This window comes from Paenibacillus sp. FSL F4-0100 (genome assembly GCF_037993005.1).
In the GTDB taxonomy this organism is placed as follows: domain Bacteria; phylum Bacillota; class Bacilli; order Paenibacillales; family Paenibacillaceae; genus Paenibacillus_AQ.
This window is the reverse complement of record NZ_CP150303.1, coordinates 228,107-246,276: the sequence shown is the minus strand read 5'-3', so window position 1 is coordinate 246,276 and position 18,170 is coordinate 228,107. Positions and strand designations below refer to the sequence as shown.

General features: G+C 51.5%; 14 protein-coding genes. 4 read left to right on the top strand and 10 right to left on the bottom strand.

Going from position 1 to position 18,170, the window contains the following annotated elements; translation table 11 throughout:
- The first annotated feature begins 60 nt into the window (after positions 1-60).
- Positions 61-1,185: an NADH:flavin oxidoreductase gene (locus tag MHH48_RS01205; RefSeq protein ID WP_076322658.1), complete on the top strand. Its 1,125-nt coding sequence runs from the start codon at positions 61-63 to the stop codon at positions 1,183-1,185.
- A gap of 389 nt (positions 1,186-1,574) precedes the next feature.
- Here MHH48_RS01205 and aroC read toward each other — a convergent pair whose 3' ends face one another.
- The gene (aroC, locus tag MHH48_RS01200; RefSeq protein WP_076322659.1) at positions 1,575-2,633 is read right to left on the bottom strand and encodes a chorismate synthase; all 1,059 of its coding nucleotides are present in this window, start codon (positions 2,631-2,633) and stop codon (positions 1,575-1,577) included.
- A gap of 109 nt (positions 2,634-2,742) precedes the next feature.
- Between aroC and MHH48_RS01195 the strand changes: the two genes are divergently transcribed.
- The 3 genes from MHH48_RS01195 to MHH48_RS01185 all read left to right on the top strand — a co-directional run bounded on the left by MHH48_RS01195 (position 2,743) and on the right by MHH48_RS01185 (position 5,093).
- Positions 2,743-3,627 (top strand): LysR family transcriptional regulator, encoded by an 885-nt coding sequence (locus MHH48_RS01195; RefSeq protein ID WP_083659650.1) that lies wholly within the window; start codon positions 2,743-2,745, stop codon positions 3,625-3,627.
- A 270-nt stretch (positions 3,628-3,897) separates the two neighbouring features.
- The gene (locus tag MHH48_RS01190) at positions 3,898-4,221 is read left to right on the top strand and encodes a helix-turn-helix domain-containing protein (protein WP_076322660.1); all 324 of its coding nucleotides are present in this window, start codon (positions 3,898-3,900) and stop codon (positions 4,219-4,221) included.
- The gene (locus tag MHH48_RS01185) at positions 4,188-5,093 is read left to right on the top strand and encodes an IS3 family transposase (RefSeq protein WP_076322661.1); all 906 of its coding nucleotides are present in this window, start codon (positions 4,188-4,190) and stop codon (positions 5,091-5,093) included. The genes MHH48_RS01190 and MHH48_RS01185 overlap by 34 nt, the downstream gene beginning before the upstream one ends.
- A 72-nt stretch (positions 5,094-5,165) precedes the next feature.
- Here MHH48_RS01185 and MHH48_RS01180 read toward each other — a convergent pair whose 3' ends face one another.
- From MHH48_RS01180 to tpiA, 9 genes are all read right to left on the bottom strand, one after another.
- Entirely contained in the window at positions 5,166-7,421 is a 2,256-nt protein-coding gene (locus MHH48_RS01180) for an FAD-dependent oxidoreductase (RefSeq protein ID WP_076322662.1), read from the bottom strand.
- Between the two features lie 53 nt (positions 7,422-7,474).
- Positions 7,475-8,302 carry a carbohydrate ABC transporter permease gene (locus MHH48_RS01175; RefSeq protein ID WP_076322663.1) on the bottom strand — a complete coding sequence of 276 codons (828 nt, stop codon included), beginning with the start codon at positions 8,300-8,302 and terminating at the stop codon, positions 7,475-7,477.
- A 12-nt stretch (positions 8,303-8,314) separates the two neighbouring features.
- On the bottom strand, positions 8,315-9,196 hold the full coding sequence (locus MHH48_RS01170) for a sugar ABC transporter permease (RefSeq protein WP_076322664.1): 882 nt from the start codon (positions 9,194-9,196) through the stop codon (positions 8,315-8,317).
- Positions 9,197-9,407: 211 nt separating this feature from the next.
- Positions 9,408-10,739, bottom strand: coding sequence for an extracellular solute-binding protein (locus tag MHH48_RS01165; protein WP_076322665.1), 1,332 nt, complete (start codon positions 10,737-10,739; stop codon positions 9,408-9,410).
- A 156-nt stretch (positions 10,740-10,895) separates the two neighbouring features.
- Positions 10,896-11,702 (bottom strand): response regulator, encoded by an 807-nt coding sequence (locus MHH48_RS01160; protein WP_076322666.1) that lies wholly within the window; start codon positions 11,700-11,702, stop codon positions 10,896-10,898.
- Between the two features lie 73 nt (positions 11,703-11,775).
- Positions 11,776-13,560 carry a sensor histidine kinase gene (locus tag MHH48_RS01155; protein ID WP_076322667.1) on the bottom strand — a complete coding sequence of 595 codons (1,785 nt, stop codon included), beginning with the start codon at positions 13,558-13,560 and terminating at the stop codon, positions 11,776-11,778.
- Positions 13,561-14,465: 905 nt separating this feature from the next.
- Positions 14,466-15,755, bottom strand: coding sequence for a phosphopyruvate hydratase (gene eno, locus MHH48_RS01150; RefSeq protein ID WP_076326196.1), 1,290 nt, complete (start codon positions 15,753-15,755; stop codon positions 14,466-14,468).
- A 48-nt stretch (positions 15,756-15,803) separates the two neighbouring features.
- Entirely contained in the window at positions 15,804-17,348 is a 1,545-nt protein-coding gene (gene gpmI / locus MHH48_RS01145; RefSeq protein ID WP_076326195.1) for a 2,3-bisphosphoglycerate-independent phosphoglycerate mutase, read from the bottom strand.
- Entirely contained in the window at positions 17,349-18,101 is a 753-nt protein-coding gene (gene tpiA, locus MHH48_RS01140; RefSeq protein WP_076326194.1) for a triose-phosphate isomerase, read from the bottom strand. It abuts the gene before it with no gap.
- Positions 18,102-18,170: the final 69 nt, after the last annotated feature.

The following is an 18,170-nucleotide window of genomic DNA, read 5'->3' as shown; positions in this document are numbered from 1 at the left end:
ATATATCTATTTTTATGAAAATACAGAAAAGCATATTAAACATATTGGAGGATTCCATACATGACCAACCAAAATCAAAATGTCCGTTCTACAGCATCCCTATTCGAGCCATTTACCATCGGTAACCTTACTCTTTCGTCCCGCGTGGTGATGGCCCCTATGACGCGCGGGTTCTCCCCTAACGGCGTTCCAGGCCCGGATGTGGCCGCTTACTACCGCCGGCGTGCGGAGAATGGCGTCGGATTGATCATTACCGAAGGAACACTGATTAACCATCCAGCGGCTACCGATAGCCCCAATGTGCCTAACTTTCATGGTGAAGCCGCATTGAACGGCTGGGCCGAGGTGGTCCGTCAGGTCCATGAAGTCGGCGGTAAGATCATGCCGCAAATTTGGCATATCGGCATGACTAGACCAATAGGCGCCGAGCCAAATCCGGAGGCACTTCCCATCGGACCATCCGGACTTGACCTGGACGGCAACATCGTCACGAAGCCGATGACCAAGGATGAGATCGAGCAGGTCATTCAAGCTTATGCCGATGCGGCCGCGAATGCCAAGCGCATTGGCTTTGACGGAGTAGAAATCCATGGTGCCCACGGATACCTGATCGACCAATTCCTCTGGGAGAGAACGAACCAGCGTACCGATGAATACGGAGGTGACATGCTGAAGCGCGCCCGCTTTGCGGTCGAAGTGGTGAAAGCCGTACGTGAGGCGGTGGGTCCGGACTTCCCGGTTGCTATCCGCTTATCCCAATGGAAGACGACCCAATATGAAGCAAAGCTGGCGGATACGCCTGAAAAGCTGGATCAGCTGTTAACCGCGCTGTCTGACGCTGGAGTCGATATATTCCACTGCTCGACCCGCCGCTTCTGGGAGCCTGAATTCGAAGGTTCTGACCTGAACTTTGCTGGATGGGCCAAGAAACTGACAGGGAAAACGGTCATCACCGTTGGTTCTGTTGGCTTGGATGAAGTGTTTACCAGCCTCTTCACCCAAGGCAAGGGTGCCGGCCAGAAGGACCTTGAAGAGCTGCTGAACCGCCTTGAGGAGCATGAATTTGACCTGGTTGCCGTAGGCCGTGCCCTGCTGGCTGATCCAGAGTGGGCTGCTAAGGTTCGAGACGGACGTTTTGACGAGTTGGCACCATTCACGCCGGATTCCTTGAAAACCCTGGTTTAATGCGATTTCAGTCCCACCCCCCGGGACTTATAGCCGCATTGGATCTTTAAATATAAGAAAAACGTCTATCGACGTACTTTCACAGTAGACAGACCGCATGTAGCGGAAGTTTTCTTGCGAGATAAGGATGCTAAGCCTCGGTTGTTTATACTTTCTTATCTCTTAAATCAAAAACCGGAAGAAGACTTCAGTCTCTTCCGGTTTTTTGCTGTATAATAATTTGCTCTTACCGCTGACCTGGACAGCCTGCCGCTCATGGGACCGCCACTTCTAGCTCCATTCAACGGACCGTTTTCCGAAGAATTGACGTGGCGAAACATACAGCCAGAAATACCCGATGGCTGAAATGAGACACAGCTGATACTCTCGGGTCGGCTTCATCCAGACGGCTATTCGTCTTGCAGGGCGGCTTGACGCTTGTAATGATCCTCGATTACCATGCAAGCCATCGCTTCGATCACGGGTACGACGCGGGGACAGATGCATGGATCGTGCCTGCCGATCGTCGCAATCTCCCGTTCGTTGCCGTCCACATCGACAGTCTGTTGAGGGATAGAAATGGATGAAGTCGGCTTTACGACGACTCGAAACACGATGTCCGCCCCGGTGCTGATACCACCGATGATCCCGCCGGCATGGTTCGTCCGGAACCCTCCTGCGTCCATCTGATCGTTGTGTTCGCTTCCCCGCATAGAGGCCGCTTGGAAGCCCGTCCCGAATTCAATGCCCTTAATCGCGCCAACAGATAACATTGCCTTCGCTAACTCAGCGTCAAGCTTGTCGAATACGGGCTCCCCCAGTCCTGCGGCAATGCCGCTAATTCGACATTCGACGATCCCCCCGCAGCTGTCGCCTTCTTCTGCCAGTCGTTCGATCATCTCGATCATGCGAACGGCTGCTTCAGGATCGCACGCGCGAACGGCATTTTGTTCGATAGCATCGGCGTCGAATTGCTCACATCGGATGCCACCAATCTCCGTCGTATAAGCCATGATGGAGACGCCCCGACGTTCCAAAAGCTTGCGCGCCACTGCTCCGGCAGCCACTCGCGCAGCTGTCTCCCTTCCCGAAGCTCTTCCGCTGCCGCGATAGTCGCGGATCTTGTATTTCTTTTCATAAGTGAAATCCGCATGCCCGGGCCGGTAGGCCGATTTGATTGTGTCGTATGCCGACGGGCGCATGTCGGTGTTATTAAGCATGATGCACAGTGGCGTTCCCGTCGTTCGCCCCTCGAAAAGACCGGATAAAATTCGTATCTTATCGTATTCCTTGCGAGGAGTTGTAACTGAGGATTGCCCGGGTCTTCTTCGATCCATCTGAATCTGAATGTAGGCCTCGTCCAGCTCAACGCCCGGTGTGACGCCTTCCAAAATGACGCCCACTGCTTCTCCGTGTGACTCCCCGAACGTAGTCATTTTTAACCGCTCTCCAAACGTACTCCCTGCCATGTCCATACCTCCCGAATACTTTCGATTCCTTCTCCTTCAGTTTAGAGGTATATTTGAAATAAATGAAATCGCAATATCGAAGAGTTCCCATAGAGAGGATTGATGACATATGATCGCAAACACGGAATGGTATCGAGTGTTCCTGCATGCGGCAGAGACTTCCAATCTGACGAAAGCTGCGCAAAACCTCCATATGACACAGCCTTCTGTGAGTTACGCCATCAAGCAGTTGGAAGAAGCACTCGGTGTAGGGCTGTTCGACCGGTTATCCAAGGGTGTCCGCTTAACGCAAGAAGGTCAGGCCTTGTATCAGCATGTAAGGCAAGCATTCGATGAACTTGATTCAGCCGAGCGCCGCTTGAAAAGGCTACAGCAGTTCAGCGAAGGCAGGCTGAGGATTGGCGCGAACGGGGCAATCCTCAAGGACTTTCTCCTCGCCTTGCTCGACCGATTCCATGTCCGCTATCCCGACATCCGTATTCAGCTGTCACAGGAGCGGACAAGCAGCATTTTGGAGCGCTTAAAGAAAGGCTCATTGGATCTCGGCTTTGTTCACCTGCCCGTATCGGATGAAGAGATCAAGATCATCGACTCGCATGACTCCCCTTATTGCGCTGTGATCGGAACGGCCTTCGCAGAATGGGCGCGAGAGCCCCTTCGTACAGAACAGTTGGCGGAGCTCCCCCTCTTAATGCTATCCCCCGGCAGCTCGACGCGCTCCTTCATCGAAGGGTGGTTCCGGTCACAAGGAGTGGACGTGGAAGCCGACTTCGAGTTGAACAGCCTGGACATGTTAGCGGAATTTGCCGAGCGCGGTTATGGAACAGCATTCTTGCCGCGAGCCTTCGTCGCGTCCCGCATCTCGGACGGTTCCTTGCTAGAGCTTCGAACAGAAACGCCATTACCGGATCGATATATCGGAGTCGCAGTTCGGAAGCAGGTGTCGCCCTCGCTTGCTGCAGGGGCAATTTTGGAGATGCTGCAGCAGAATTGACGATCTTTCCGTCGAAAGAAGATTAGCATCATCAACCTTATGAATACATGATCTTGCCTACAGCAAGCCACCTTTATGATCCTGTTCGGTGACCTCTTACTAAGCGGTTATTTCAAGAAGGACCGAAATGCCAATGAGCCACGGTCAGCCTTTTGAGGGCTCGTCGAAATTCACAAGCGAAATAAAGCTGGCACCTGATGAATGATATTATCCCCTTTAGGTAGACAGATAAGAGACTGACTCTTATTGTTAACTTGGAGGGGATTTTTCATGGGAAGAATTAGAATTCAACATACGCATTCAGCTGAAACAAAATATAAAGCTGTTCAGATGTACCTTGAACAGGGCTTCGGGTATAAGCGAGTTGCTAAAAAGTTGGGTATTCCAGAGGCCACTATAAGGCGCTGGGTTAAATTTTACGAGAATGAAGGATTGCCGGGGCTTGAAGAGAAACGTGGGAAAACAACGGGGATTAATATAGGTAGACCAAGAAAGAATCCGTTAAGTCCTGAAGAGGAATTAGTTAGATTACGTACAGAGAATGAATACTTAAAAAAGCTTTGGGCGCTACAAAGGGGGCGAAGCAAGCTATAAGTAGAATTACTCAGTATGTCGTTATAGAGCAGTTGGCAGTTGTTGCGGGACATAAAATCTCAATGCTTTGTGAAATAGCTCAAGTTTCTAGGAGTGGCTATTACAAATGGCAAAGAAGACGTTTTACGTCCTCACCTAAACAACTAGAGGATCAAGCTCTAAAGGAGAAGATACTAGAGGCCCATCAACGCCTGCGAGGCATATTAGGCTATCCGAGGATGCAAATATGGCTGAATAAAACGTATGGACTACATATTAACCGCAAAAGGGTTTACCGCTTAATGAAGCAAATGGGCATACAAGCACAAATCAGAAAGAAGAAAAAATTTCATGGTAAAAAGGAAGTATGCGTAGTATCTGACAATGTGTTGAACAGAGAGTTCCATGCAGACCGTCCTAATGAGAAGTGGGTCACTGATATTACTTACATACCGTATAATAAGAAAAACCTCTACCTGTCTACCATATATGATCTTTATAATAACGAAATCATCGCGTACAACATAAGCACCAAAAATGATCTAGAACTTGTGATTGATACATTGGAGAAGGCTCGAAGTACCCGTAAAACAAAAGGAGTTCTTCTTCATAGTGATCAAGGGTATCAATATACTTCCAGACGTTTTAATAAACTGATGAAGCAATACAAAATGAAAGCCAGTATGTCTAGAAAAGGTAAATGTTTGGATAATGCATGTATGGAGAGTTTCTTTGGGCATTTCAAAACAGAATGTTTATACCTGGAATCATTTGAGTCGGAAGAGGCTCTTGTTACTGGTATTCATGAATACATACGGTTTTACAATTACGATAGATTCCAAGCAAAACTAAACAACCTTAGTCCTGTAGAGTACCGAACTAAGGCTGCTTAATGTTTTCAGTTTTAATACTGTCTACTTGACGGGGGTAATATCAGAATACAGGAGCCAGCTTTTATTTTTTAACTAACAGTAAACCCTCACTTCAATAACCTCGGCATAATCCGAGCCGTTCGTGCTTTCCACCACCAACCGAAGCGCCGTGCTCTGAACAGGCTCCTCCAAACGGTGGACTCTCTTCCGGCGGCGGTTATGCGCCTCCAAGTCAAGCGTAATCCAATTCCCTTCCGAATCCAGCGCCTCTAATCTATAGGCACAGACCAGCTCAGGGATGATATCGAAAGGCGTACGATGATGGTGCAGATTGATCAGATCTTCATTAACGTCATCGTTGAAAATGAGGTGAATCTCACGAATCGTCCGCGCCTCTTCCCATTCCAGCTTCAACCAAGGCGTCTCCCCGTCTGCGATGCGCTCCGATACCCACATATGCGGACCGCCGAACGGACGTTTATAGCCGTCAATGACATGCTCGGGATGATAAGCATCCGTGATGCCGGTCATTCTCAGGCAAAACATTCGGCGAACCCATTTTTTCATGCTCCACTCGACAACGAGCTGGTTGTCGTCATGGTCCTCGAGCTCCTTGGACACCTGCGAGGCAGCACCGCGTTCAAAAGCAAGACATCCGCTGACGGTCCGGGAGGACAGATACAGGCAGAGATCCGGATTGCGACGGACGATGACAAACGCATTCTGCGCTTCTCCCGGCTGCCAATCAACGGGCATGGCTGCCCACTGCTGCGTTCCTGCCTTCACCTGGATCTCCGTCCGGCTCTCCAGCTTGGCGGGCACGTAATTCTCCTTTTTCCCGGTGCTCCAAATTTCTACGGTCAGTTGAGTATCCCGCTTCGCATCGATCAGCCATTCCAGTTCTCCGCTCAGACGCGGATCGGCCGGCATCAGCACGGCGATGTCCCGTTCCAGCGCATAAGAGGCCTCCGCCTCCTCGATCGCAATCCTGGACAGGTGGGACGATGCGCTGATCTTGGCGCTTCGGGCCAGATCCCGCGGATCGCGGTTCACCACCCCGAGCACGGAGGCATCCTGCTTCAGCAGCGTCTGCTGAAGCTCCCCGCTCCGGCTGCGCGACAGCTCGCGCGGCGTGATGCCGTGCTGGACGCACAGCGCCGCAGCCGTGCCGGCCGCTTCGCCCAGGACGGCGCAGGTCGCCATGACCCGCGTGGTGCCAAAGGCCACATGGGTGGCGCTAATGTTGCGCCCGGCGAACAGCAGGTTGGTCACGTTTGCCGAATACAGGCTGCGGTACGGGATATGGTAATTCCCGTCCGCATGCATATGCTTCGAGCCGCTCTCTTCGGCGTACATGCCCTGCGGCGGATGCAGATCGATCGACCAGCCGCCGAAGGCCACCCGGTCCTCGAACGGCTCCTGGGCCATGATATCGTTCTGCGTGAGCACATAGTCGCCGACAAACCGGCGGTATTCCCGCTTGCCCGGCTGGGCGCCGACCCACTCCAGCGTCATATTGACGGCATCGAATTTGCCGGAATTTTTGATATAGTCCCATATGCCGTAAATGACCGACCACAGCTCATCGCGGATCCGCTCATTGTCATGCACGGTATCGAGCTCCCCGCCCCATTCGATCCACCAGTAATGGCAGCCCGAGTCGCCGCTGCGGATGACCCGCTTGATCGGGATCGGCGTCTGCGTAATATCCTTCGCAAAAACGGGCGGCACGAATTTCACCGGATGTCCGGCATCCTTGGTGTAGAACAGCAACGTGCTGCCGAGCGTCACATCGTCCGCAGTCTCCGGCGCCCATTCCTCCCCGTATTCGCTGCGGGCTTCCCGCCCGATCCGGTATTTCGCTCCCGCCAGAAAGCCGACCAGCCCGTCCCCCGTGCAATCCAGGAACACGGGACTCTCAAACCGGATGCGCCGCTCCGAGCCCATCATCCAACCGGTAACCGATCGGATCTGCCTCGCGTCAGAATCACCATCCGCTTCAACCTCATGCACGTCCGTATTCAAGAACAAGGTTATATTCGGCTCGGCCCGTACGGTCTCCAGCACGATCAAATCCCATAGATACGGATTGCCGTCCGGATTCCGGTACTGGTTCTCCACGAACATCTCGCCCATAATGCCGGTTTCCCGGGCATAGCGGTTGATCCCGTGGGCCGTCGCGCCGCAAACCCATACCCGCACCTCGCTGCTGGAGTTGCCCCCCAGCACGGGACGGTTCTGCACGAGCGCTACCTTCTGTCCGAGTCTAGCGGCTGCCACCGCAGCACATACCCCTGCCAAACCTCCGCCAACCACCGTAATGTCACTTACTGCCGTTTCGTTTCTCATGATACGACTCCTTTCATTTTTCGTCCAGCTCATGTACGGACCTGGATTCTGGGCTATCCTTTTACAGCCGAGCTCGCCACGCCCTGAATGATATATTTCTGACCGATCAGGAACACGAGAATCATCGGAATGATGCCTGCGGTCGCCGCCGCCATCATGCCGTTATAATCCACCGTATTTTCCAGTATGAAATTTTGTAGTCCCAACGGAACGGTATACAGATCCTGATCGATCAAAAACACCAAAGCGTTCTCGTAATCGTTCCAGTGCCAGGAGAAATCGATAATGGCCAGCGTAGCCAGGGAAGGCTTCGCCATCGGCAGAATGATCCGGGAAAAAATGCGGAAATGTCCTGCTCCGTCGATAAAGGCAGCCTCCGAAATTTCATGCGGTACGGAGAGGAAGAACTGCCGCATCATGAACACCCCGAAAATCGTGAATACGCCCGGCAATATAAGGGCCCAATGCGTGTTGTAGATACCGACCCAGTCGAACATGATGAACTTCGGTACAAACAAGACCTGGGGAGGGACCATCATCATCGACAGATAGATCATGAACATAGCATTCCGTCCCTTAAACTCGATCCGGGCAAAGCCGTAAGCGGCTAAAGCGGACAGCAGTACCGCTCCGACGGTGCTGATCAAGGCGACTTTTAGCGAGTTCAGGTAGTATTGGCCAAAGCTGTTCGCTCCGGTCCACACTTTCACATGATGATCCCACATGAATTGGGCGGGAATCCACTTAATCGGGTATTGGAACACTTCCGCCGGCATCTTGAACGAGGTGCTGATCATCCAGAGGAAAGGAACGATCATAATTACGCTGAAGAACAGCATAATGAGCGTGATGATTATTTTAGTATATAAAGCTTTGGTCATATTCCTTCCTCCTTAATAGTGAACCCAGCGCTTCTGACCGATCCATTGAATGACGGTGAAGATCATGATGATCAAGAACAGCGCCCAGGAGATCGCGGATGCATAACCCATTTCGTAGTAACGGAAGGCGTTTTGGTAAATGAACAGGGACAGCACGGTGGTGCTGTTGCCCGGGCCCCCTTGCGTAATGGCTTGAATGATCCCGAATTGCTTGATGGTCATGATGAGCCCGGTAATCAGCAGAAGGAAGGTTGTAGGGCTGACGAGCGGCCACAGGATGCTGCGAACGGTTTGCCAGGCGCGGGCCCCGTCGATTTTGGCGGCCTCCAGCAGTTCAGTCGAAACCTCTTGCAGAGCGGCTAGGTAGATGATCATGTTATAGCCGAGCATAAACCAGATCCAGATGATGTCGATGGCATACATGGAGGAATCCATGGTGGACAGCCATCCCGGGGGATTGGTAATGCCGAACGACTTGAGGATTCCGTTGATCGGGCCGTTATTCGGATGGAACAGCAGCATCCACACGAAAGCCACGGCGACGCCGCTGGTGATGTAAGGCATGAAATATAAGGCGCGGAGCAGCTTTTTTAAATACACCGAGCGGTTCAGAACCACGGCAACGATAAAAGCCAGTCCGATCGATACGGGCACGGATAACAGAAAGAACAACGTATTTTTGATCGAAATGTAGAAGACCTCGTCGCCCAGCATTTTTTGAATATTGGCCAGACCCACGAACTTCGTGTCCGAGCTCATAAATTTGTAGTCCGTAAACATGAGATAGAACGAATACAAGGCTGGCACAATAAAAAACAGCATCACGCCGATCATGTTCGGACCGATAAACAGATAGCCGAGATACTGTTGCCGTTTCATCCAGGATGTTTTCACATAGCCCCACTCCTCTTGGTCTTTTTCATCTCAAGCATAGCAGTCGGGACCCAGCGGGGATAAGGAACAAAACCTTCGACTTTATGCTACAGAAGTATGCAATTGCAGGGCCATGAATTTCGGCGGCTCCGTAGATTTGTTCTATTATCTCAAGCAAAAAAGGGGACCACCGCTGAAGCGATAGTCCCCTTCTATTAGTGCTGATAACCCCTTATTTGCCCTCTTTTAATAACGTATTATGCCGGTTTACCATGGCTTCTAGAGTTTGATCCAGCGATTGTGCGTCCAGGAAGTACTTCTCGTACTCCTGGGCGCGCATATCCATTACCTCTTGCGGCAAGCTCCTTACATACGTAGGCGTTTTGTCTTCGAACATGACATGCATCAGGGAATCCAGGTCATACGTGTCTTTCTTATCCCCGAGCAGGCTGTTTAACGCTTCTTCCTGATTGGCGTCCTTCGAAGCAGGCAATCTTCCGCCAGCAGCCATAGGAGCCATGCCTCCGTCCGCATACCACTTCAGGAATTCCCAAGCTTCCGCTTGCTTTTTAGATTTGGCATTAATGGAGATGTAATCTCCGAGACCGCCCCTTGTCACGTAATTGTCTGCACTGTCCGTCAGTCTCGGCACTTGTGCGAATGCGATGGTGAAGTCGCGCGGGAAATCGGTAAAGTTGTTCGAGCTTCGCAGGAGCCAGGCCCCGATATTCAACATAGGCACTTCTCTGCTCAGGAACACTTGCTCCACCGGCATTTTGGAAGTCAGCTGCTCTCCGAGCGGCGGCGTGGTCTTGTCTTCCTTCATCATGACCTTTAGGGTTTCCAGCCATTTTTTGACCAGCGGGTGGTCCAGATTCGAAGTTCCGTCCACCTTGGTGTACCCCTCTTGCGATAACACCGAATCAATCGGATCGACGAAAGGCTCCATATTTTGAATAAACCCGTAGTTGTTACCGACTTTGAGTTTCTTGGCATATTCGCGCAGCTCATCCCATGTCCAGTCCTTCGGAACCGGCAGTCCGGCTGCATCGAGGGCTTCCTTGTTCAGCGCGACGAAGAACGCACTCTTCGTGGTCGGCATTCCATAATACTTCCCGTTGATTTTCCAGCCTTCGGCGTCAGGTCCCATTTTCTCGTCAATATTGTAATCGCCAAATTGGCTCAGATCCAAGGCTAGGTTGGACTCCACCCGTTTGGACGTTTGGGAAAGCGTGTAATTTACGAACAGGTCTACATCCTGGCCCGTAATCATGGCAGTATCGAGCTTCAGGTTTCCGTCATCGTCATTGACGTAGCGCACATATTCGACTTGAACATCCGGATGCTCAGCATTCCATGCGTCAATGACTTCTTGCGGTCCCGCTTCCGGCGGTACGCCGCCCCACATGGTTAGTTTGATCGGTTCGCCCGATGAAGGCGCTTTCGAATTGTCCGTTCCTTGTCCCTCACTTGCGGATGACGGTTCCTTACCACCGCAACCGGCGAGAAGACCCAATAGCATGATACCAATGAGAAGCATCGCCCATCCCTTTTTATTTTTCATATTAGAGACCTCCCAGAAAATCATAATGGTTTTGATGATGCCCTCTCATCGTAGCAGGGAACGGGAGCCGCTTTTAAGCTACATATCCATTCAGATGATGGAACAAAACGATGGAATTCCTGTTTCGGCGAATCCTATGTCTTGCATAGAATCGTTCTATTTGAGGTCTTTGCCGTGCTGTCTGTATTTACTCGGCGTGAAGCCGGTCAACCGCTTGAATATTTTAATAAAATAATTGTCGTTCACGAACCCCACCCGAAGGCCGATCTCGTGAACAGGGAGGTCGGTTTGAAGCAAATACGCGATGGCTTTATCCACCCGGACCTGGTGCAAATAATGAATCAAGGTGCGTCCGGTCTTTTTCTTGAAGAGCGCGCTGACGTAATTTTCGCCCATCATCACGTAGCCCGACATCGATTTCACCGTAATGTCCTGCTCGTAGTGCTCATGGATATACTGCAGTATCTTCTGTACTTCCGGGTGCGACGTAATTTCCCTTGGGGAGGGATGATGTGCCGGCTGTGACGGCATCGTCTCCGTGGGCGCGACCGGAATCGGAACAGGTTGGCTCGGGTTCGGGTTATTCTTCGTCAGCTCGGCGTTCATTTTGTGCAGCGTTTCCCGCAGCGTATTCACGCTCATTGACAGCTTCAAGATATAGTTGGATGCACCATATTCCATCGCCTGCCGGACATACTCGAAATCACTCATGCAGGTCAGCATCACGAACCGCGAGGCGTACCCCTCTTCCCGGGTTCTGCGGAGGAGCTCCACGCCGTCCATCTCCGGCATCACGATATCAGTCAGCACGAGATCGGGCGGGTTGCTCCGGATCATCTCCAGCGCCTCGGCACCGTTGCCTGCCTCTCCCGCCACCTTGAATCCAAGCTCCTCCCACGCGATGATCTCCCGCACGGACTCTCGCACGAACACCTCATCCTCCACCAGCAGCACCTTCCACATAGGTCTCCCCTCCTTGAAGCTTTTAAAATCCCGTTCCAGCCCGCACAGGGCGAAGCGCCGAATAATCTGCCCGTTATGATGAAATCAAGTGATCATTCTGATAGGGTGTTGAGATTAACAACGGGATAGAGAACCGAATCCTCGTTCCCAGCTCCGAAGAAATAATCTCCATGCTGCCCTCTTCTTTAAACAGCAGCCGAAGCAGTTCCTGTACATTGCTAAGACCGATACCCGGCCGTTTACGCATCCCGTTCGCCTGCCGGGACTGCTCCATGCCTACGCCGTTGTCCTTGATCTCGACCGCCAGCCGGTTCGGCCCTTCCCGGGTAACCGTAATTTCAATAAGACCCTCCTGCTCCGGCAGAGGCCCGATTCCGTGAATGATGGCATTCTCCACGAGCGGCTGCAGACTGAGCTTGGGCACAAGCGCATAGAGAATGTCCTCGTCATACGCAAAAGTCACGTCAAACCGGTGATTGTAACGCACCTGCTGAATATGCACATAGGCCTGCACCAGCTCGATTTCATCCTTCAGGTGCACCAGATCTTTCTCCGTATTCAGACTCGCCTCCAGCAGTTTGCCGAGAGACAGGGTGATATTGGTGATATCGTCATTTCCATGACGGATGGCAATCCACTTGACCGTATTTAGCGTGTTGAGCAGAAAATGCGGGTTCAACTGGGCCAGCAGCATATGAAAATGCACCGCTTCCTTCTGCCTTTCCTCAGCCTTCAATCGCTGAATCAGCACATCCATGTCGTCGAGCATGGAATTGAACGTCTGCGTCAATTCCAGAATCTCGCCTCTGAACTTTCGTTCCGGCAGGCGGATTTTCAGATTTTTGCGGACAACCGCCTTCATCTTATTCTGCAAATGAGATAACGGCCGTGTAATCGTGGCTGCAATGATGAAGGTCATGATAAGAAACGCGCCGGTCAGCAGGAAAAAGGTCATAAAATATTGGCGCTTCAGCTCCTCAATCTCGTTAAAAAGCACCGTCAGCGGAATCCGGTTCACGATATACCAGTCCAGCGACTCCACGTAAATATAATTCACCAGGGTATTGGAGGCTTTGTCGATAAAATACTTCTGCCTGGGTTCGGCTGCAATCCTGGCTTTCACCTCGCTTGTCAGGCTGCTGTTCAGGATCGATTGGGATACGTTCTCGCCGGCGCTCGTAATCAAAAAATATTCCTGTCGCAGCGTCGACTGCTTCATTACCGATTGAAACCAAAAGGAGTAATCGATGCTGATCCGGGCCATGCCGTACGGCTTGTTGCGGGGAGTTTCCATGTAAGCGTACAGCGACAGCAGGTAAGGGCTCGTGGAGATATCCCTCAGCACGTAATTCGCATCGCTCGAAACCCAGTGATACGACACGCCCTCCATCTGTTCCCTATCAAAGCCAGGGTTGTCCCGCAGCTTCCTGTAATTGAGCGCTTCCCTGGGAGAATACGATGTGTAAGCGTTGCCATGAAAGTCGAGAATCGTAAAATAAACCGACGGATTATACAGGAAAAAGCTGTTGTTCAAATTTTTGAACTTTTCCTCCATCAGATTCTTGTTCTCGAGTCCCTGCCGCTGCCCGGGATGGGTCAGCACGGAGGCCACCGTCGAATCCTGCTCCAGAAAAATCAGCGTTTTAAAGGCCACGCTCAACTGATCCTCAAGCGTTCGATACATCTGCTCCAGCTGGCTGTGGCTCTGCTGACTGATTTTCTCCTGGACCAAGGTCTCGATCCGTTGGTAGTTGTACAAATTCAAAATGCCGAAAGGCAGCAGTATGACCAGAACGAACGCGGCAAACAGACGGTATTTCAGCTTGTGTGGAAACAGGAATCGTATTCGGTTCAGCACCCTCCCGCACTCTCCTTTTCGCTCGCTTGTTCTTCAATTATATCAGCACGGGTTCGCTTGAGAATGGGAATGCCTGAAATTGCATGGATATGTGCGGTCGATGCCAAGGGCAAGCGCAGTGGATGTGTAGATTTGTTCTATTTTGTTGCTCAGGTGCGTATATCGGGTGGAGGAGCAACGCGTTCGCCTTTAAAATCGGGAAGCCTCCTTAAACCTATTTCATTCCTGCTTCCCGATTTTAACAGCGACCGGAGCCGATATACGCACCGTCCCACAGCACCATATCAGAGTGCGCCGCCCTTCCCTTTCTCCCCCTCCCACACAAGCCCAGCTCATGTGACCTAACATGAGCTGGGCTTTCTTTGCACTCCTACGAGATGCCCCCAAGAGGCTGCACACCTCTCCCCTGCTCAGGTGCGTATATCGGGTGGAGGAGCAACGCGTTCGCCTTTAAAATCGGGAAGCCTCCTTAAACCTATTTCATTCCTGCTTCCCGATTTTAACAGCGACCGGAGCCGATATACGCACCGTCCCACAGCACCATATCAGAGTGCGCCGCCCTTCCCTTTCTCCCCCTCCCACACAAGCCCAGCTCATGTGACCTAACATGAGCTGGGCTTTCTTTGCACTCCTACGAGATGCCCCCAAGAGGCTGCACACCTCTCCCCTGCTCAGGTGCGTATATCGGGTGGAGGAGCAACGCGTTCGCCTTTAAAATCGGGAAGCCTCCTTAAACCTATTTCATTCCTGCTTCCCGATTTTAACAGCGACCGGAGCCGATATACGCACCGTCCCACAGCACCATATCAGAGTGTGCAGCCACTCCCTCCCCCAGACATCCCTCAAGTTAATGCAAAAAAGCCCAGCTCCCTCAAAAGCAGGAGCTGGGCTTTCTATTATTTCAATTATTTGCGCTTCAAGTTGTAGAACGACTTCAAGCCGTTGTATTGAGCAAGTTCACCCAATTGATCTTCGATGCGAAGCAATTGGTTGTATTTTGCCACACGGTCTGTACGGGAAGGAGCACCCGTTTTGATCTGACCTGCGTTCGTAGCTACTGCGATATCAGCGATCGTGCTGTCCTCGGACTCACCGGAACGGTGGGAGATTACAGCCGTGTATCCTGCGCGTTTTGCCATTTCGATCGCATCGAATGTTTCTGTCAATGTGCCGATTTGGTTTACTTTGATCAGGATGGAGTTACCGATGCCTTCGTTGATACCTTTTTCCAGACGCTCGGTGTTGGTAACGAACAGGTCGTCACCCACGAGTTGAATTTTGTTACCCAATTTCTCGGTGAGCAATTTCCAACCTTCCCAATCGTCCTCGGAGCATCCGTCTTCGATGGTTACGATCGGGTATTTGTCTACCCAAGAAGCGAGCAAGTCCACGAATTCTGCTGGTGTGAAGGATTTGCCTTCGCCTTCCAGAACATACTTGCCATCTTTGAAGAACTCGGTGGAAGCAACGTCCATACCCAGCAATACATCTTCGCCTGGCTTGTAGCCGGCTTTTTCGATCGCTTCGATGATGGAAGACAGTGCATCTTCGTTGGATGTGAAGTTAGGGGCGAAGCCGCCTTCGTCACCAACCGCCGTGTTCAGGCCTTTGCCCTTCAGAACGGATTTCAGGTTGTGGAAGATTTCAGCGCCCATGCGAAGCGCTTCTTTGAAGCTAGGAGCGCCAACAGGCAATACCATGAACTCTTGAACGTCAACGTTGTTGTCCGCGTGAGCGCCACCGTTCACGATGTTCATCATAGGTACTGGAAGTTGTTTGGCGTTGAATCCGCCAAGGTAAACGTACAATGGAAGATCCAATGCATCAGCAGCAGCGCGAGCTACAGCCATGGATACGGCCAGAATTGCGTTCGCACCCAGTTTGCCTTTGTTTGGCGTACCGTCCAAAGCGATCATCAGCTTGTCAATGCCGAGCTGGTCCAGAGCGTCCATGCCGATCACTTCAGGAGCGATAATTTCGTTCACGTTCTCAACGGCTTTCAGAACGCCTTTGCCCAGGTAACGGGATTTGTCGTCGTCGCGAAGCTCAACGGCTTCGTGAATGCCAGTGGAAGCACCGGATGGAACGATCGCGCGACCGATTGCACCGGATTCCAGGTATACTTCAACCTCTACGGTTGGATTACCGCGGGAGTCAAGGACTTCGCGTGCATATACATCAGAAATAATAGTCATGTGTATAGTCTCCTTTTAATGTTATGTTTATGTTCCATTATGAACTACTTATTTACGTGCTGCAATCATGGAGGTTCCGGTCATTTCGTCCGGCTTCGGCAGTCCCATCAGATCGAGAATCGTTGGCGCGATGTCGGCGAGAATACCGCCTTCGCGCAGCGTTACATTCTCATCCGTTACGATGAACGGAACCGGGTTCGTGGTATGTGCGGTGAATGGACGTCCATTCTCATCAAATACCATGTCCGCATTTCCGTGGTCAGCGGTAATCAGAACAACCCCGCCTTTTGCCAAAACAGCCTCTACAACCTTGCCGACACACTCATCCGTCGTCTCAACGGCTTTAATCGTCGGCTCCAGCATACCGGAATGGCCTACCATGTCCGGGTTCGCGAAATTCAAGATGATCGCGTCATGCTTATCCGCTTCGATTTCTCTCACACAAGCATCCGCCACTTCATAGGCGCTCATCTCCGGTTTCAGATCGTACGTCGCCACTTTCGGCGAGTTGATCAGTACGCGTGTTTCGCCTGGAAGCTCAACATCGCGTCCACCGCTGAAGAAGAACGTGACGTGCGGATACTTTTCGGTTTCCGCAATACGAAGCTGCTTCTTGTTGTGCTGAACCAGCACTTCGCCCAGCGTGTTGTCCAGATTCTTCGGTTTGTAGGCGACGAAGCCTTCCACCGTCTCGCTGAACAGCGTCAAGCAGACAAAATGCAAGTTTTGCGGGAACTTCGGTCCACGTTCAAAGCCACGGAAATCATTATTCGTAAACACCTGGGACAGCTGAATCGCACGGTCAGGACGGTAGTTCAGGAAGATGACGGAATCTCCGCTCTCCACCAGACTAACCGGCTCGCCTTCACCATTCACAATAACGGTCGGTTCTACGAATTCATCGTAAACCGATTTCTCGTAAGATTCATTGATGGCTTTCAGCGGATCCGTATATTTAGGTCCTTCGCCATACACCATGGCACGGTAAGCCTTCTCGACACGATCCCAACGCTTGTCGCGGTCCATCGCATAATAACGACCGGAAAGCGTAGCGATTTGGCCAACGCCCACTTCTTCAATCTTCGCAATCAGATCCTTAACGAACTGCTTGCCGCTGTCCGGTGCCACGTCGCGTCCATCCATGAAGCCATGGATGTATACGTCATGGAAATCTTCCTTTTTGCAAAGATCCAGCATGGCGAACATATGCTCAATATGACTGTGAACGCCGCCGTCGGATACCAGTCCGTACAGATGCAGCTTCTTGTTGTTGTTCTTGGCAGCGCGAACGGCTTCTACCAACGTTTCGTTCTCGAAGAATTCTCCTTCACGAATCGACTTCGTGATACGAGTCAAATCTTGATACACAATCCGGCCTGCGCCGATGTTCAAGTGACCCACTTCGGAGTTCCCCATTTGACCTTCCGGCAAGCCTACGGCTTCGCCGCAAGCGGTCAACGTGGTGTTCGGGTACTGCTTCAAATACCGGTCGTAGTTAGGCTTGTTCGCTTGTGCGACCGCATTGCCCACCTCGGTGTTCCGAAGACCGAAACCGTCCATGATGATCAGAGCTACAGGTTTTGGAGCAGACATTTACTTCGCCCCCTCAACGAGTGCGATGTAGGAAGCCGGTTGTAGACTTGCACCACCAACGAGCGCGCCGTCGATGTCACTTTGTCCCATATACTCCGCTACATTTTCAGGCTTCACGCTACCGCCGTATTGAATGCGAACTTGGTCTGCAACGGTTTCGCCATACAGCCCTTTAACGAGTTCACGGATGTATGCGATAACTTCGTTCGCGTCCTCTGCCGTAGAGGATTTGCCCGTTCCGATCGCCCAGATTGGCTCATAAGCAATAACAACATGAATCGCTTGATCAGCCGGAACACCTGCGAACGCAGCTTCTGTTTGTACCTTGCACACGTCTTTGGTTTGGCCAGCTTCGCGTTCTTCCAGCTTTTCGCCAACGCATACGATCGGAAGAAGACTATGACGGAATGCCGCATGTACCTTCTTGTTCACGATCTCATCGGTTTCGGCAAAATACTGACGGCGCTCGGAATGTCCAATAATGACATAGTCCACGCCCAGATCTTTCAGCATCAAACCGCTGATTTCACCAGTAAAGGCGCCATTATCTTCAAAATGAAGATTTTGTGCACCAATTTTGATGTTCGTGCCCTTTGCTGCTTCAACCAATGCAGGAAGATTGGTAAATGGCGCGCAGATCACGCTTTCCACGCCTTCTACTTCCGCTTTGCCTTTCACATCTTCAATAAATGAAGTTGCTTCCGGAACAGTTTTGAACATTTTCCAGTTACCAGCTATGATAGGTGTTCTCACACGATTCACTCCTTTATTCCCCCGAAGAATCGGGGTCCAACTTCTTCATCCACTTGCTATCCAATGTAG

Excerpts from the sequence above, each read along its gene's own strand:
- MHH48_RS01205 (WP_076322658.1), top strand. The coding sequence starts at position 61 with ATGACCAACCAAAATCAAAATGTCCGTTCTACAGCATCCCTATTCGAG.
- aroC (WP_076322659.1), bottom strand. The coding sequence starts at position 2,633 with ATGGCAGGGAGTACGTTTGGAGAGCGGTTAAAAATGACTACGTTCGGG.
- MHH48_RS01195 (WP_083659650.1), top strand. The coding sequence starts at position 2,743 with ATGATCGCAAACACGGAATGGTATCGAGTGTTCCTGCATGCGGCAGAG.
- MHH48_RS01190 (WP_076322660.1), top strand. The coding sequence starts at position 3,898 with ATGGGAAGAATTAGAATTCAACATACGCATTCAGCTGAAACAAAATAT.
- MHH48_RS01180 (WP_076322662.1), bottom strand. The coding sequence starts at position 7,421 with ATGAGAAACGAAACGGCAGTAAGTGACATTACGGTGGTTGGCGGAGGT.
- MHH48_RS01175 (WP_076322663.1), bottom strand. The coding sequence starts at position 8,302 with ATGACCAAAGCTTTATATACTAAAATAATCATCACGCTCATTATGCTG.
- MHH48_RS01165 (WP_076322665.1), bottom strand. The coding sequence starts at position 10,739 with ATGAAAAATAAAAAGGGATGGGCGATGCTTCTCATTGGTATCATGCTA.
- MHH48_RS01160 (WP_076322666.1), bottom strand. The coding sequence starts at position 11,702 with ATGTGGAAGGTGCTGCTGGTGGAGGATGAGGTGTTCGTGCGAGAGTCC.
- eno (WP_076326196.1), bottom strand. The coding sequence starts at position 15,755 with ATGACTATTATTTCTGATGTATATGCACGCGAAGTCCTTGACTCCCGC.
- gpmI (WP_076326195.1), bottom strand. The coding sequence starts at position 17,348 with ATGTCTGCTCCAAAACCTGTAGCTCTGATCATCATGGACGGTTTCGGT.